Genomic DNA, 16219 nt, shown 5'->3' with positions numbered 1-16219 from the left:
CTCGAAAGTTCTTAGGTCGAGGGTCTCTGCATTGTGCAAACCCCGTGCTTAAGAGACCGAGATGATCCTCATCCTTTCAGGTGTTCAAAAAGCGTATTCCACGGCCGAGGGCCTGATCGAAATCCTGAGGGGCATCGACTTGGACGTCGCTGCGGGCGAAAGCGTCGCGCTCACCGGAGAGTCCGGCAGTGGCAAAAGCACATTGCTGCATCTGGCAGGCGGGCTCGACCGCGCAGACAGCGGCTCGGTCGTGATGAACGGCAGCGATCTGGCGCTATTTGGAGAGAACGAACGGGCTCGATACCGGAGAACAAGCGTTGGCCTTGTTTTCCAGCAGTTTAATCTCATCCCATCCCTGAGCGTCGCAGCCAACATTTCGTTCCACGCCAAGCTCGCGAACCGGTACGATCAGGCTTGGGAAGCGCAGTTGATCGAGAAACTGGGACTGCGCGAATACACCGCTCGGTATCCCGAGCAGCTTTCCGGAGGCCAACAGCAGCGCGTTGCAATTGGGCGAACCTTGGCTGCCCGACCACCTCTCATCCTTGCTGACGAGCCAACGGGCAACCTGGATGAGCAAACGGGCGATGCCGTCCTCGATCTGATGCTCAATCTGGCTCGGACGGCCGGATCGGCTCTGCTTCTCGTCACTCACTCCATGAGGCTTGCAGCGCGTTTGGACCGAAAGGTCATCCTTCGCGGTGGGAAGATTGCCGAATGACCTTCGTTGCATTCGCAGCCTTGCTGTCACACTGGTGTCGGAGACCTCTCCAGCTGCTGACGCTGGTCATGGGCATTGCGCTGGCGACAGCTCTCTGGTCCGGCGTTCAAGCTATCAACGCCGAGGCGAGAGCGAGCTATGCCCGGGCGGCATCGGTTCTGGAGCAAGGCAACCTCCGGCAGATCGTCGCCAAGGACGGTGATGGCATAGCGACTGAGGCCTATGGCGGCCTGCGTCGAGCGGGCCTCAATGTTTCGCCCGTGATTGAGGGCAGCTACCGCTTCGGAAGCATAAGGCTCCGTTTGGTCGGGATCGAGCCTCTGACGATGCCAAGGGACTCCCCGAATGCGACAATCGCCAGCGGTTCAGATCTATCCGCCTTCTTTTCAGCCAGCGGACAGTTGCTCGTGTCGAGCGCCACTGCCGAGCGGCTTCGTGGTGCCACAAACATGAGCATCAAAATCGATGGCAACGTTCCCGACGGCGCCGCCTTCGTCGATATAGCGGTCGCCGATCGATTGCTCGAGAAGCATGGAAAAATCGACCGCCTGGTGGTCGCAGGCAATCAAAAGATTTCCGCCGAAGCAATCGACCAGGCGGGATTGACGATCCGCGAACCGCCTGAACAACCAGACGTCGCTCGCCTCACAGACAGCTTCCACCTCAACTTGACTGCCTTCGGCTTCCTTTCGTTCATCGTCGGGCTCTTCATCGTGTATTCGGCCACGGGCCTGAGCTTCGAACAGCGTCGAGGGACTTTTCGGACACTCAGATCGCTTGGTGTCTCGCTTCAAGCATTGACCACGATGCTCCTGATCGAGCTTTCGCTGCTGGCGCTGATGTCGGGCTTGATCGGCGTCATACTCGGCTACGTCATAGCATGGCTCCTCATGCCGGGCGTCGCCGCGACCCTCAGGGGCCTCTACGGCGCCGATGTATCGGGCTCGCTATCCATTCGGCCGGAGTGGTGGTTGGCTGGACTGGCGATTGCTCTCGGAGGAACCGCTGTCTCGTCAGCTCAGAGCCTGTGGCGGGTTTGGAAACTGCCGATTTTGGCTGCCGCACAGCCGCGAGCGTGGGCAAGAGAGTCGGCCAGATCGCTTGCCTTTCAAGCGGGAATAGGTGGATTTCTGCTGATCTTGGCTGCTATCCTGGCGACTACTGCGTCCGGGCTGCTGGCGGGTTTTGCGACACTTGGCTGCCTGCTGCTTGGAACAGCTCTGATGCTACCTGGACTTATTGCGGTCATCTTGACCAAAGCGCAGCAATTGTCGCGAAGTGCCCTCATGGAATGGTTCTGGGCCGACACCCGCATACAGCTTCCCGGCTTGTCGCTGGCTTTGATGGCTCTGCTGCTGGCGTTGTCGGCAAACATCGGCGTCGGCACGATGGTATCGAGCTTCCGGCTGACTTTCACCGGATGGCTGGATCAACGCCTGGCCGCCGAGCTTTACCTGACTGCCAAGGATGAGGAGCAAGCTGTGCGGCTCCGGGCCTGGCTTACCAAACGCTCGAGCGCGGTCTTGCCCATCTGGAGCGTGGATGGCGAGGTGCTTGGCGAACAGATCCAGATCTTTGGTGTCGCGGACGATCCAACTTACCGAGAGCACTGGCCCTTGATTGCTTCCGACAATGACGTTTGGGATAAGGTCGCCGCCGGGCAGGGTGCACTAATCAACGAGCAGATGTGGCGTCGTGGCGAAGCGAAGATCGGCCAGCCGTTGGCCATGCCCGGAGGTTGGAGCTTAACCGTGGTCGGCGTGTACTCGGACTATGGAAATCCGAATGGGCAAGTGATAATCGGGATCAAAACGCTGGTCGATCATTACCCCGATGTCCCGAAACTTCGCTACGGGGTCCGAGTGGCTCCCGAGCGAGCGTATGATCTCAAGCGCCAGTTGGTCGAGGAGTTTGGTCTGTCGGATACCGCCATCGTTGATCAGGCTTCGCTCAAGCGACAATCGAGAGCGATTTTCGACCAGACGTTCAAGGTGACGGGCGCGTTGAATGTCCTCACCCTTGCTGTGGCAGGATTTGCCATGTTCTCAAGTCTCCTGACGCTGTCTGCTATTCGGCTTCCGCAGCTCGCGCCGGTGTGGGCAATGGGTGTCCGGCGACGGGATCTGGCGCTCTACGAAGTTGCCCGGACACTTGCTCTTTGGCTGGCGACATTTATGGCTGCGATCCCGGTCGGTCTTGCCCTGGCGTGGGTTCTGCTTGCGATCGTGAACGTAGAGGCTTTTGGTTGGCGATTGCCAATGATGGTGTTTCCAATGGACTGGTTTTGGCTGGGAACAATCGCTCTTATTGCTGCATTGGCATCGGTGCTGGTGCCGGTTCGGCGTCTGGCCTCGGTAAATCCTGCGGACCTGCTGAGGATTTTCGCCAATGAACGGTAGATTGTCGGCATCTGTCCTGATAGCTGCGGCTGTGATCTGGGCGAACGGTCAGACATTTGCGCAGGGCTTTGCCGGATTGGGATCGGATGCGCAAGGTTTTGCGATCCCCGAGCGCGGCTCTATTCTTTCTTTCCCCGCCGATCATGGTGCTCATCCTGATTATCGCATTGAGTGGTGGTATGTGACCGCCAATCTCGAAGATGAGAATGGCAGGCAATATGGAGCGCAGTGGACGCTGTTTCGCTCTGCGCTGGCTCCGGGAGACAGGGTAGGTTTCGCGGATCCGCAGACCTGGATCGGGCACGCAGCGATCACCACTCGGGGCCATCACTATGTTGCGGAGCGCTTGGCGCGGGGAGGCGTCGGGCAGGCGGGTGTGGCCGCAACACCATTTCGGGCTTGGATAGACGACTGGCGGATGGAGGGTAGCGAGCGAACCAGCTCGGACGTCCTTGGCGACGTTTCAGTCTCTGCGGGCGGGCCGGACTTCAGCTACACCCTAGACCTCAAGGCCGACGGCCCGCTCATTCTTCAGGGAGACAACGGCTTTTCCGTGAAGTCGGCGAACGGACAGGCGAGCTACTATTACTCACAGCCTTTCTATGAAGTGGCGGGGACGATCACGACGTCCGGATCGCCGGTTAAGGTCAGCGGCAAAGCGTGGCTGGACCAGGAGTGGTCGTCGCAGCCGCTTGCGTCCAATCAGACGGGCTGGGACTGGTTCTCACTGCACCTGAATTCCGGCGAGAAACTGATGGCTTTTCGGCTTCGTGACGACAACAACGGATTCATCTCCGCGAACTGGATATCCGCGGATGGACGAACGACACCTCTGTCGAAAGACGACATCCAACTGGAGCCAACTCGGAACGCAACCGTCGATGGCCGCCAAATGCCGGTAGCGTGGCGTATACGCGTACCGGGTAAGTCGCTCGACATCACGACCAAACCGTTGAACGACCGGTCCTGGATGGCGACCTCAACGCCCTATTGGGAGGGGCCGATTAGCTTCACGGGCTCTACGTCAGGGGTCGGATATCTTGAGATGACCGGCTACTAGCTGTTACCTTTCACAACGGGCAACAGCTCCTTCGTTGAAGGGTGCAAGCTCGCCAGCCCTTCGGTAAATTCCTGCAGGATCGATCGGAGTCTCGCCTATTCAGGAAGCGTCCGGTGATGTGTTGATTAGTGTTTCAGGGGTCGATCCGCCCGAATGGATCGGGCGGCCGAGCGTTGACGAAGGTCCTGAAGCGGTAGCGCGGGCTCAAGCGAGGAGCGGTCAGTGTCCTCACGCCAGGCTCGGTCATACTCGAACATGATCGTCTCGGCACCACGCACGCGATTACTCCGCGCCAGCCCGATTGGACGTGTGCGGCCGTGTAAGTCGAGATGAACTTCGAAATCAGCCATCACGCGACGATCGCTTCAGGTGGGCGTGTTTACGGAACTGCGCGCCGGCGAGCGACTGACCAGCTGTGATTACTAATGTCGGCGACCTGGCTCAGTGCAAGCCGAGTGCCTGTAGAACGCCTGCGTAGATGCCGATGCTGACATTGGTGTCCCCGGCTTCGATCTTTTGAAGCGTTGAGCGCGAGGTAAAGGCACGCTCGGCCACCACAGCCATAGGCAGGCGGCGACACCGGCGAGCGTCGTGTACGTCTGCGCCCTGTTTGCGTAGCGCGCGAAGCACGGCGGCCGGAGGATTATGAGGTGTTGGCGTTTGCCACCTTTTACTCCAGAGGAAGTTTAGGGGCTACGATCAGATCCCTTCGTCGTGCCGAGCCGAAGTCCGAATGTGCGAGACTCCTGGCTCTCAGCAGGCCACTTCGATTTGGTCATCCAGACCTACCAGCGAACGAGGCGCAGGCCGCGGCACCAAGTGCCGCTCGCCGTCAACGGAGACGATGCAAGCTTTTGGAAGGCTATACGAATAGATAGCATGCCTGATTCCAACGCATCTCTTCATTAGCGGGTACAAAAATGCTCTACTATGAGCGCCTGCTTAAAGGCAACGAGCCGCCTAACTCTTTGTGGTGCAACGGTTCCTTTACCACCCGCTGAATGCGGGGCTTCTTCCTCTGCCGAGCTGCCGACTAGCGTCACGAGCCTCGCAGATGTCCAAGAGCAGCCGGGCAGTCATGTCTGATAGTCCGCTCACAATTGACGAAAGTCGTTACCACATGGAAGCCGTTCACAATGCCAGCTCAAAGATATAGCCGTTGCAAGAACCTCAATATTTACTGGACTGTGTTGGACAAAGTCATGGGACAGGCGGTTACCATCGATGGGTTTGTCATGGACATGCTCACCGCCGAGGAGGCCGATAACTTGGTCGATCTATTAAATCGTGGCAACCAAGAGAGCCTCTGGTGTCTTGCCGAACGGTGTTAGAAGCAACGGTCGATACCGGCGTGCTCGTGCGGCACTTCGACAGACTGAAAACCTTAATCTCGACGTCCTTTCGACCACGGCGTTCATTTGGATGCTGGAAAAATGATTCGGTGTGGAGAATGCAGCCGCCATTTGATTGATCATCAATATTGGCGCTGGCGTGAACGAGCACAGTAGACCTAGGATTCCCGGCCCATTTCCTGAGGACCCCATCCACGTCCGAAAGCCGTACTTTTCGCTTTCGGTTGCGGTAGCATCTATTATACAATTCCGGATAGTCCCTGGTCGGATTAGTTCCTTTAGAGATTTGCGAAGCCTGCCATTTTTTTCGGCCGTTGGACATGCATCGATGTGCTTGGACCTCAATTCCCTCGGCGAAGAACATTGAGGGCGTCTTGCAATCTAAGGGCAGCCAGCGCCTTCGTTGCCTCGTCGGCCGGCCATCCGGCTTCCATCGCCGCCGACAGCAGGGTGGCGTCGGTGTGAAGCTCAAGTCTCTCGTAGAGGGGCTCAAGCGCTTCTCGGGCGGTAACAACGTGCTCGTCCGCAGGCGTGATAGGAGTCGGAGATACCGTCGGCATTCTGCGTCCCTTCTTAACGGTTTTGGAACCTGAAAATTGGCCAAGGTTCCAATGTCTAGTCAATGGCTGCCGACGCCCGGTGCGAACATGACCAGCCTAGGGAAGCCTGCACTCATGAGAAAAATCTAAAACAAACCGCGTAGGTCCGCCATCATACTTGTGTATGCGCAACTTATACGGAGGCAGCACCAGGCGGGCTGCTAGAGAGTTATGCTCGGCTCGGCCGCGCGTTTCGAGCATGAAGCGTCTATACATTTCTCGACGAGAGCATCTTATCGGGAAGGAGCGGGTGGTAGTCTATCTGATTTCTGACCGTGGCCCCCGACGGGCGTCTCCTAAACCCCTGTATAAGGCATCCCCTCCCTCTTCGCTACCCGACCCTTCCTCAAGATCAATAGCAGGTCGAACTGCGCCCTGTTACGGTCGTCGTACTTCCTCCCGCGCGGCAATGTCATCAAGGTCGCAAAGGAGTTCATCGCCTCGCGATGCCTGCATCAAGAACAGACTTGAGCACAGTTCGCCAGGGGTAGGTGTCCGGCGAGCCGACGGGTCGGACCGTTTGCCTCTTCGCTCCCTAGCGTTCTTTCGAAGGATTGACACCATGATACACGACCTCCACCGCATCCAAATCGAGCTGATTCCATTGACGCTTTTTCCTAGAGCATCGGGGGAAGCTTGGCCGTGGGCTCCAGGCTCTCCGCTCCACACGCCGCCAGATATTGCATCACGGCCGTCCACGGACTTGGAGGCTCATTTGATGATGTTTTCCGTCATGCCACGCACCACGATGGAGTGTCCCTGGGGACAAGCTTTGCACGCCTGGAGATCTGCCTTCATCCTATACGTTACTGGAACCCAGTTCGATCTTTTTTGCTACTCCGCTGGGCTTGTCCGTCTTCTAGACGACTTCGGAAATCTCACTCCTTCAGCGATTTCCGTGAGCATGCATTAAGCCCGACCGCCTCTTGCGTGCAGAATTGAGGAGCAGCAAGCTTGGCGCCTGGCACCTTTAGCTGGTGCAGACATGTTGATGCTCTCCAACCCCGTCCAGTTTCCGGTTGCGCGATTTCGCACGGTGGTCGATGCGACCGTTGCTTTTCGCCAGTGCCATCGGCCCGATCGCGGCATCGTAGAGGTGAATCCAGCTCCGCTGCACCTCGTCGTCTGGTGATGGCGACGAGGGGCTCTGCCTAAGGCCTAAACACTTCGCCGAGACCTACTTTCTGCGAGAGCTTCGGCCAGTTGTTAGTCCTACGCAGTCTCCCACGCCGCCATTTGGTCGGCTGGCTTTGCGCCGATGGTTTCGTCTCGTTCGAGAGGCAGGGTGAACAGAAACATTGCCCCACAAGTTCCATTGGCGGTTGCCCACATCCGGCCGCCGTGAGCCTCGATGATCGAGCGGCAGATCGCCAGGCCCATACCCATGCCGCTGGATTTGGTCGTGTAGAAAGCCTCAAATAGACGGTCCATGGTCTGCGGGTCGAGACCTGGACCCGAGTCGCGCACCCCGACGACCACGCCTCCTGAGGACTCTGACTCGGTGCTGATCAGCAGCTCGCGTTCTTCTGCGTCGATGCCGCTCATCGCCTCGATGGCATTCATGATCAGGTTTAGGACCACCTGTTGCACCTGGATGCGATCTCCTTTCACGGACGGAAGGCTGGTCGCGAATTCGGTTTGTAGCGTGACGCCTTGCCGATGCGCTTCACTGCTGGTCAACGCAATGACGTGACGAATGGCTTCATTGAGGTCGAACTGCCCATCGCGAGGCGGCTCTTTCTTGACCAAGGCACGGATCCGGCCAATGACGTCGCCGGCTCGATTGGCGTTCTCGGCGATTCGGCCGAGTGCCTGAGCCACTTCCTCCAGATTCGGCGGATGGGTACCTAGCCACCGCAAGCCGGCCTGGGCGTTGGTGAGCGAGGCGGCGAGCGGTTGATTGACTTCATGGGCGATAGAGGCTGTGAGCTGACCCATTGTGGCGACGCGGTTTGCGTGGGCCAGTTGCCCCTGCGCCACGCGCAATGCTTCCTCGCTCTCCCGCAACGCCTCTTCGGCCTGCCTGCGCTCCGTCAAATCGAGGACGAAAGAGACGCCTTCGTCCCTGCTTTCTTCCAATAGAGCACTGCCGATCAGCACGGGCAGACGGCTGCCATCTTTCCGAAAGTATTCCTTTTCGAACGGTTGCACTGACCCGATCTTCTTCAGCTCCGCGACGGTCCGTGCGTCGCGGTCGCGCCATTCGGCCGGCGTCAGCTCCGTCCAGCATAGCCGACCCGAGGCAAGATCGTCTCGGTCGTATCCCACCATGTGGAGAAACGCGTCGTTGGCCTCGAGGATGCGACCTTCGATATCCCAGATGACGATCCCGATGATGTTGGCCTTGACGAGGCGACGGATCTTGGCTTCGCGTTCAGCGAGATCGCGGTACAACCGGGTATTCTCGAGTGAGATCGCTGCCTGAGAGGCGAGCAGCTTCAGCACCGCGATCCTGGCCGGCGCGAAGACCCGAGGGGCGAGGTTGTTTTCGAGATAGAGTACCCCGGCCAGTTGGCCCTGATTGAGCAACGGCACACAAAGAACAGAACGAGCACGGTGTTGACAAATGTAGGGGTCCGCGGAAAACCGATTCTGAGCAATGGCGTCGTCGAGAACGACGCTTTCGCTTGTGCGCAAGACATAATGAAGGAGCGATTGCGGCAGGGTGTCTCCTGTCACGATCTCGTCACGCATCTGCACCAAGACCGTTTCGCCGCCCGTCGTGGCTTCTGCCGTGATCCGTGACTCACCGCCACGCGGCAGGATCAATAAGCCGCGCTCGGCGCCCGCCTGCTCAACGGCGGTGCGCAACACGGTGTCGATCAGCTTTTGAAGCACAATCTCGCCCGACACTGCCTGCGAGATTTTGATAACGGTTGCGAGATCGAGCTGTTCGACCGGTGCACCGATGGTGCTTGTTGGAGAGGAGGCGCGCTCTTCGCCTCTCAGGTCGGGATAGAGTTGGTCAAGTTGCCGCACCTTACCGTCGGCGCCCCAGCGCAGATAGCAGCCACGCGCGTTGCGGAGATAGAGACGAGCGAAATCCTCGAAGCCTCCCAGTTCATAAAAGCGGGCGGCGAGTTCATATGCGAGGGCTTCATGATGAACGAAGCCGTTAGCGCGCGCCGAGCGGATCGCTTGTTCATAAAGACGCACGGCGTCGATTTCGCGCGCTTCGAGGCGTGCTATTTCGGCGCCGACCAGCGCGGCTCGGCTCTCGAAGTTCTCCGGGCAATTCTTCGCATAGATCTGAAGCTGTCGGTGGTGGGCGACCAGAGCCTCGGTATGCCACGCCCGCTGCTCAGCCACAGCATGGTCACAGCATGCGGCCCGGGCCAACGCACCGTAGAAATGATGCTCCGGCGTTTCCTCGAAATGCGACACCGATGTCCATGGCAGCCTCTGCGCCCGCAATGACGCATCGACGGCCGCCTCGTAGTCGCCGGCAAAAAACCGCGCCTGCAGTTTTCTGACAAAGTAGCAGGTTTCCGCAAGATTCGGATTTTCGGAAAACCGACGTTCGATCTCAAATTCGTCGAATCGCTCGTCGTCGAAGGAGCCGAATTTGCGGGTCAACCCGCGCAGGGTCCGGACGAGTCCGAGCTGCGCACTGGCGAGATCTACAACGAACTGGAACCGCACCTCCTGCGCGAACGTGAGGCCAATCTCCGCTTGGCGCTGCACTTCCATAAGCGGATCTCCCGCCGCCAGCAGGTTCGAATTCAAACTGACATAGCTGTATCCGGCAAACGTGAGGTCGCCGCTCTGGTTGGCAATGTCAAGCGCTCGCCGCAAGATGTCGCGGCCGGTTCTGACATGCCTCGTCCACGGTATGACGTGAGCCCCGAAGTCTTTGTAAGTCCTGGCCTGAAAGCGCTTCAGGTCGTGCTTTTCGACGAGATGGCAGCCTAGCTGACCGAACCTGAATCCGGCCTCATAGTCGCCGAAGCGCGGTCCGGCAATATAGCCAAGCGACACATAATGGTAGCAGGAGCCGTCGCTGTTGCCTCGCTCGAGGCTGAGGTTCACAGCCAGGCAGATTGCCATGCAAGCCAGATTCGCATCCGTATGCCATACCGCCCCAACCAGACGGGTGAGAATATCCAGCGTCGAGGAGGATGCTGGGTCGCTCATCAACGGCAGATCAATGAGTTCCTCGATCGCGCGGCTCCCGAGCTGCGACCATATTCGGCCGTATTCTCGTTGCACCTCCTCGTCGGCCGGATGCGGCGCCCAGTCGATGCCGAGATGTTGCCTCACATGGTCGAGACCGACCGCGGCCGACCGGCCGGTCTGACCGAGCGCAGCATAGAGTTCGATGCGCAGGCAGGCGACAGCAGCCTGATCGTCGGAGCAGACAGCACGATTGGAAAGCTGTGCTAATCGCTCCTCCGCGTCCGGCAACGCGCCAAGTTGGAACTCGCATTCGGCTCGGTTCAGCTCAAGTGCGAAGGCCAGTTGGCGCTGGCGCTCCCAGGCGTCTTCCGGCAGGAGCGTCGTGCCTGCTACAAAATAGTTGAGCGCCGAGGCGTATGCCGTCGACGCCTTTGCGCGCTTGCCGGCCAGCAGATTGAACTCGGCCAATTGCTCGCGCTCCTTAGTTGAGGTGATCAGTGCGGCTCCTCGATTGAGTTGACTGACAATCTCGAAAACATAATCGTCAATCAGCTCCGGCGCGGTGTTCGCAGCAAGCAGCCTCCCAATGCGGAGGTGCAACTCTCCGCGTCGCTCCTTCGGGATCAGCGAATAGGCGGCTTCCTGAACGCGATCGTGGACGAACCGGTATGCGTCTGCCAACTGCTCGAGCAGTTCATGAGCGACGGCAGGCGATAAGGCGCCGGCGACTTGCTCCTCTGATATCCCGAGGACGAGTGAGAGCGTCGCAATATCTGCTATGTTTCCAAGGCAGGCGAACTGCTGCAACGCTTCCCGCGTTTCGGGCGGCTGGCGCTCAAGCTTGCCGACCATGAGGTGCACGACGTTGTCGGTGTATCCCTTGGCGTGAATGCGCCCGAGATCCCAGGACCAGCATGCCGTGTCATGATCGAAGGCGAGCATTCCCTCTTCGGTGAGCGAAAATAGGAACTGACGGACGAAGAACGGATTGCCGCCGGTCTTTTCGTGCATCATTTGTGAGAGCGGGGCTGCACGATCGGTCTGACAGTGGAGCGCATCCACAGTCAACTGCCGGAGATGGTCTTTGGTAAGCGGCGCAAGCGTGATCTCCGCGACCTTGCCACCGGCGGTTTTGATCGCGTCAAGTTTCCGCATGAGCGGGTGGGCGGCGGTGACTTCGTTGTCGCGATAGGCACCAACCAACATCAGGTGTTGCAGATCCGACCGGGTCAAGAGATCTTCCAGCAGATCGAGCGTCGCCGCATCAAGCCACTGCAAGTCATCCAGAAAAAGCGCCAGCGGATGTTCCGGCTGGGCGAAGACACCGATGAACCGCCGGAATACCAGCTCGAATCGCCGTTCCGCATCCTGTGGCGGAAGTTCAGCGACCGGCGGTTGGTTGCCGATGATGAGTTTCAGTTCGGGGACGAGGTCGACCATCAGTCGTCCGTTCGACCCCAGCGCCTCTCTCAGCGTCTCGCGCCAGAGTGCCAAATCGGCGTCGCTCTTCGCGAGAAGCTCCCGGACAAGGCTCTGAAACGCCTGCGCCAGGGTCGCATATGGAATGTCGCGCTTGTACTGATCGAACTTGCCGGACGCAAAAAGGCCGCGCGGCGGCACCAGAGCTTTGTGGAGTTCATTGACCACCGCCGACTTGCCGATGCCGGAATAGCCAGAGACCAACACCAACTCCGGCGCCCCGCTCGACACCACGCGGTCGAAGGCAGTGAGCAACGTCTCGACCTCGTGCTCCCGCCCGTATAACTTCTCGGGAATCAGCAGGCGGTTCGGGATGTCGCGTTCGCCGAGCGGGAATGCGTCAATCCGGCGCTGCGTTTCCCACTCGCTGAGACAGCGGCTCAGATCGTGCTCGACGCCGCCTGCCGTCTGGTATCGTTCCTCGGCCGTCTTGGAGAGCAGCTTCATGACGATGGCCGAGACTGCCGGTGAAACATCCGCCACCCGCTCGTCGGGCGGTGTCGGCCGTCGTGCAATGTGGCAATGCACCCATTCCATCGGGTCGGAGGCGGAGAACGGCAGGCTGCCGGTCAGCATTTCGTAGAGCGTCACGCCGAGCGCATAAAGGTCGCTGCGGGAATCGACGGAGCGGTTCATGCGCCCGGTCTGCTCGGGGGCCATATAGGCGAGCGTTCCGGCGACCACTTGGGGCGGCTCGTGCGTCTGCCGCTCGCGGGAGAGACGCGAGGCGATCCCGAAGCCTGTTAGCCGCACCTCGGTGCCCGTGCCCGTTACCAGGATATTGGCCGGTTTGATGTCCTTGTGAACGAGACCGTGCTGGTGGGCCCCACCGAGCGCGGCGGCGATGCCGATCCCAATGCGCAGGAAAAGCTCCGTTTCCATTGCCGTTCCGAGCCGCCCGGCGAGCGGCTCGCTCCCCGGATCTTCAAGCACCAGCATGGTACGCCCGCCTTCGCGTACCAACTCAAGCGGTCGCACCGCCCATGCGCTATCGAGCTCATCCTTCAATCCATATTCATGGTCGAGGCGGCCGAGGCTCGTAGGTGTCGGGTGTTCGAGCGCCGAAAGTACGACCAGTACCTGGTTCCACTTGCCGTCGGCACCCCGGCGCCGTTCACGGTGGAACACGCGATCACCATCCTCCCAAAGAACCTCCAAACTCCTATCTCCACCAACGCCGAAGAAAGAGGATGTGCTTCCGGCACTGCCACTTTCATTTCGGAGATCCGTCCAGTCAAATTGGCAAAAGCGAGCACATATGACGAACCTCGGCCACTTCCCCACCTCTTTAGCACATCTCGCCTGTTCGTCCCAACAACGAGCGGCCATCGCCCACCCGTTCGTGGTGCACCTATACGAAAGACCGCCCAGCGGCTGCTGGGCGGTCAGGCGGGTCATGGCCCCACAGAGCTTCGGATGGAGGAGCGCCGAAGCTTAGTGGTAGCAACGGGGGGATTCGCTACCTGCCCGAGGCAACGAGTAGACACTAGCGACGGAAGGGACGACGGGAAATTATACTGTGGTTTGGTCTTGCGATACCTTGGGATACCGGCACGGATACCCATCAGCGAACTTCCGCTCGGCGATCGACATGTCGGCGACGTCGTCCGGGTCCGACGACGATCGGGGTGACGGTCTCTCTCCTTGTCTTACCCAGCAGCCGGGCAGGTGGTACGGCCGCGGAGTCGCCTAAGATACAAGGCCAGCACATGGTCAACATCGGCGTGCTTCGGCGTGTCGTGCCAACGGTTGCGATTCGTTGTCGCTGTTGAAGACGAAAGTGTCTTGCCCGCTCTGAGGCCTAAAGGGAGCCAGAGCCTCCCGCCGCGTGGGGAGGCTCAAGGTGGGCCGATCGGGAGCGATACGGCCTGGGAGGAGGAGGTGGAGGACGAAAACCCGCATCATAGAGGAGGGCTCTCGCCGGGGCTATCGGCCACCAGGAAGGATCGATTACCAATGGGGAGGGGGTGAGCTATACGCAGAGCCAAGACTTTTACGAGTGCGTTTGCGGCTTTCCCGGCGCGAGCATCAGCTTGTCAGCCATACGCGCGAGTTCCGGCAGGGATCTGGTACCCATCTTCTGCATGACCTGGCTGCGGTGAACCTTCACGGTAATCTCGCTCACGCCTAGATCACTTGCAATTTGCTTGTTGAGTCGTCCGGTCACCACCAAAGCCATCACCTCGCGTTCCCGCGGCGTCAGGCTATCGAAACGCGCTCTGACCGTCGCCAAGGACTTTTCATTTTCAAGCCACGCGCGGTCGCGCGCCAGGCCGACGTGAACGGCATCGAGCAAATCCTGGTCTCGGAACGGTTTCGTTAGGAACTCGACCGCGCCCCCTTTCATCGCCTTGACTGACATGGGAATGTCGCCGTGCCCGGTGATGAAGACGATCGGCAACTGAATATTTTCTCGCGACAGCTCAAGCTGAAAATCAAGACCGCTTTGCCCCGGAAGGCGGACATCGAGCACGAGACAGGTCGGTCCGTTGGGTCGCCCAGATCTGATGAAGTCGCCGACCGAAGCAAGGAGGTTGACGGCAAAGCCGACGGAACGCAGCAGACCGCCAAGCGCCTCGCGGATCTCCGGGTCATCATCGATGACAATGATGGTTGCTGGCGCCTCGGTCAATCGTCAGAACTCCCAAGATGAATCGACGTTTTGGGATATATACTATCTACCCGCACTGCAGCAGCAGCGCGCCAAGCCCAACCAGCATAGGGCCGGTCACGCGATGAGAACACTCCTCCACTCTCCTTCGCTAATGCCGAAACGGGCCTTCTTTCGGACATCAGAATGCGCGATAACGACCGCGGCCACAAGGCTAGATGCGAGCGGCCGCAAAAGCGCTTGCGCGTCCAGCAGTCTGCCATGGCTTGCCGATGCGCCACATGTCCGGCGATGAAGCGCGCGCAAGTCTTAGACAATCTATACGATTGTATAGCTTGCGACGCTTTTGTCGCCGTTCAATACTAAACCCCTCCAGTCAAGCGCGCCACAACGCTAATTCGGCACGATGCCGGCCGGCGAAGTTGGGAGGCGGCAGTGCCAATCAAGAGACCTCTGATTGCGATCGTCGACGACGACGAGTCGATGCGGGACGCTATAAAGGGGCTCATGAGGTCGATGGGATTTGACGCCGAGTCTTTTTCATCCGCTGATGATTTCTTGATGTCGCCTCATATCCGCCGCACGGCCTGCCTCGTGACGGACATCAATATGCCCGGAACGAGCGGACTCGATCTGCACCGCCGGCTCGTCGCACTGGGCAAGAGCATTCCGACTATTCTGATCACCGCCTTCCCGGAAAATAATATGGGCGCGTCAGCATTGGACGCGGATGTCGTCGGCTGCCTGACAAAACCGTTCAACGGACAGTTTTTGCTTGATTACATCCGTTCTGCGCTGGCTCCCAACGGCGAAGGCGAAAGCGGTTCTTGAGGTCGCAGAGATCTGTTGTGGGTTACACCACAAGGCCGACTTTCAGCATCTTGGAAAGAGAGGCTGTGAAGCCCGTGGTTCGTATCTCATCAAGAGCCGCAGCAAATGACTTCCGCATCTCTATCGATGCTTCGTTCAAAACCGCTTTACGCGTGCGTGCGTACCGCAGGTGGCCTCGGAAACACCAAAGCCGCCGTCCGCTCTTTGACGTAACGAGAAACAACCACCCGCAATTATCGCCTTTGCATTCCCGGATGAGGCGGCGCCCATTGCGCCCGGTGATCAAATCACTTGCCGAAACGGCGAACAGCGCAACGAGGTCGCCCGGGTCCTTAAGAGGCAGCAGCCACCGAAAACCGTCCTCGGTTTTGGATAGCACCTGCCGGGCGCGAGCCCTCTTGGCAATGTCGTGGACGATTTCGGAAGCTAGATCCGGGTAAGGCTGGCGAGCGTCTTCCGATAGGAAGAGCGTATAGATTGCTTCACGAAGGATCACCGCTTCTTTCAATGAGGTCTCGGCTCTGCGGGGGATGAGCTTTAGCAAACGCACTAAGTCCGGCCATTTGTTCTTCATCTATGAGGCCGGGCCGTGGTGCGAGGACGACGACATCATCATACGAGTGCAGGAGATCGGGTCCCCGTCGATCCCCCCGATTGTCGACCGTATTGGCGAAATCCAGGGCGGATGCCCACCGCCGTTCCGGGAAAGGTCGCAAACTGCACCCCTGACGCGCCGAGCCGGGCTCAAGGCTGAACTCAGCTCGGCATCCACCTGTCGCATCAGGTGACGTCGAAATTCCGCAGTCTCGTCCGCGCATTCGACAGACGAAGGGACAAATTGCGGGTCGAATTTCGGCCTATTCAATCGCGGTGGATCTTGACGTTTGCTGTTGCTGCCGGCTCCTCAGCCGGCCCGGCCTCATGGGGCGGCCTCTTTGCCTCCGTCGGCACTGATCAAAAAAGCCGATCCGAGATCATAGAGCGGGCAACATCTGAAATCGCCAGCTTCATCGGAACTGTCCTAGGGCATTAGGAATTACCATGATGGCCG

Annotated in this window: 9 protein-coding genes and 2 pseudogenes; 5 read left to right on the top strand and 6 right to left on the bottom strand. The window is 59.2% G+C overall.

Annotated features, from left to right (window positions below):
* The first annotated feature begins 61 nt into the window (after nucleotides 1-61).
* The 3 genes from N1937_RS17600 to N1937_RS17590 are packed head-to-tail and all read left to right on the top strand — an operon-like array spanning nucleotide 62 to nucleotide 4180.
* Nucleotides 62-721: an ABC transporter ATP-binding protein gene (locus N1937_RS17600; protein WP_260056633.1), complete on the top strand. Its 660-nt coding sequence runs from the start codon at nucleotides 62-64 to the stop codon at nucleotides 719-721.
* Nucleotides 718-3120, top strand: coding sequence for an ABC transporter permease (locus N1937_RS17595; RefSeq protein ID WP_260056632.1), 2403 nt, complete (start codon nucleotides 718-720; stop codon nucleotides 3118-3120). Before N1937_RS17600 ends, N1937_RS17595 begins: the two co-directional genes overlap by 4 nt.
* Nucleotides 3110-4180, top strand: coding sequence for a lipocalin-like domain-containing protein (locus tag N1937_RS17590; RefSeq protein WP_222296007.1), 1071 nt, complete (start codon nucleotides 3110-3112; stop codon nucleotides 4178-4180). Before N1937_RS17595 ends, N1937_RS17590 begins: the two co-directional genes overlap by 11 nt.
* Nucleotides 4181-4368: 188 nt before the next feature.
* Here N1937_RS17590 and N1937_RS17585 read toward each other — a convergent pair.
* Nucleotides 4369-4530 (bottom strand): annotated as a pseudogene (locus tag N1937_RS17585) (type II toxin-antitoxin system HipA family toxin); the annotation flags it as partial.
* Nucleotides 4523-4810: pseudogene (locus N1937_RS17580) on the bottom strand (hypothetical protein). The pseudogenes N1937_RS17580 and N1937_RS17585, both read right to left, overlap by 8 nt.
* Before the next feature lie 506 nt (nucleotides 4811-5316).
* Here N1937_RS17580 and N1937_RS17575 point away from each other — a divergent pair.
* Entirely contained in the window at nucleotides 5317-5511 is a 195-nt protein-coding gene (locus tag N1937_RS17575; protein WP_017967288.1) for a hypothetical protein, read from the top strand.
* A gap of 362 nt (nucleotides 5512-5873) precedes the next feature.
* Here N1937_RS17575 and N1937_RS17570 read toward each other — a convergent pair whose 3' ends face one another.
* The 3 genes from N1937_RS17570 to N1937_RS17560 form a co-directional block, all read right to left on the bottom strand.
* Nucleotides 5874-6092, bottom strand: coding sequence for a hypothetical protein (locus N1937_RS17570; RefSeq protein WP_017967289.1), 219 nt, complete (start codon nucleotides 6090-6092; stop codon nucleotides 5874-5876).
* A 1251-nt stretch (nucleotides 6093-7343) separates the two neighbouring features.
* Complete coding sequence (locus N1937_RS17565; protein WP_260056631.1) at nucleotides 7344-12884, bottom strand: trifunctional serine/threonine-protein kinase/ATP-binding protein/sensor histidine kinase; 5541 nt, start codon at nucleotides 12882-12884, stop codon at nucleotides 7344-7346.
* Between the two features lie 835 nt (nucleotides 12885-13719).
* Nucleotides 13720-14358 (bottom strand): response regulator transcription factor, encoded by a 639-nt coding sequence (locus tag N1937_RS17560; RefSeq protein ID WP_170258927.1) that lies wholly within the window; start codon nucleotides 14356-14358, stop codon nucleotides 13720-13722.
* Between the two features lie 414 nt (nucleotides 14359-14772).
* Here N1937_RS17560 and N1937_RS17555 point away from each other — a divergent pair, with 414 nt between their 5' ends.
* Entirely contained in the window at nucleotides 14773-15168 is a 396-nt protein-coding gene (locus N1937_RS17555; protein ID WP_170258925.1) for a response regulator transcription factor, read from the top strand.
* 22 nt (nucleotides 15169-15190) lie between these two features.
* On the opposite strand, the gene N1937_RS17550 is transcribed toward N1937_RS17555, so the two are convergent.
* Nucleotides 15191-15742: an ABATE domain-containing protein gene (locus N1937_RS17550; protein ID WP_260056630.1), complete on the bottom strand. Its 552-nt coding sequence runs from the start codon at nucleotides 15740-15742 to the stop codon at nucleotides 15191-15193.
* Between the last annotated feature and the right edge of the window lie 477 nt (nucleotides 15743-16219).

The organism is Rhizobium sp. WSM4643 (assembly GCF_025152745.1).
GTDB classification, from domain to species: Bacteria; Pseudomonadota; Alphaproteobacteria; order Rhizobiales; family Rhizobiaceae; genus Rhizobium; species Rhizobium leguminosarum_I.
This window is presented reverse-complemented; position numbering and strand designations above follow the sequence as displayed.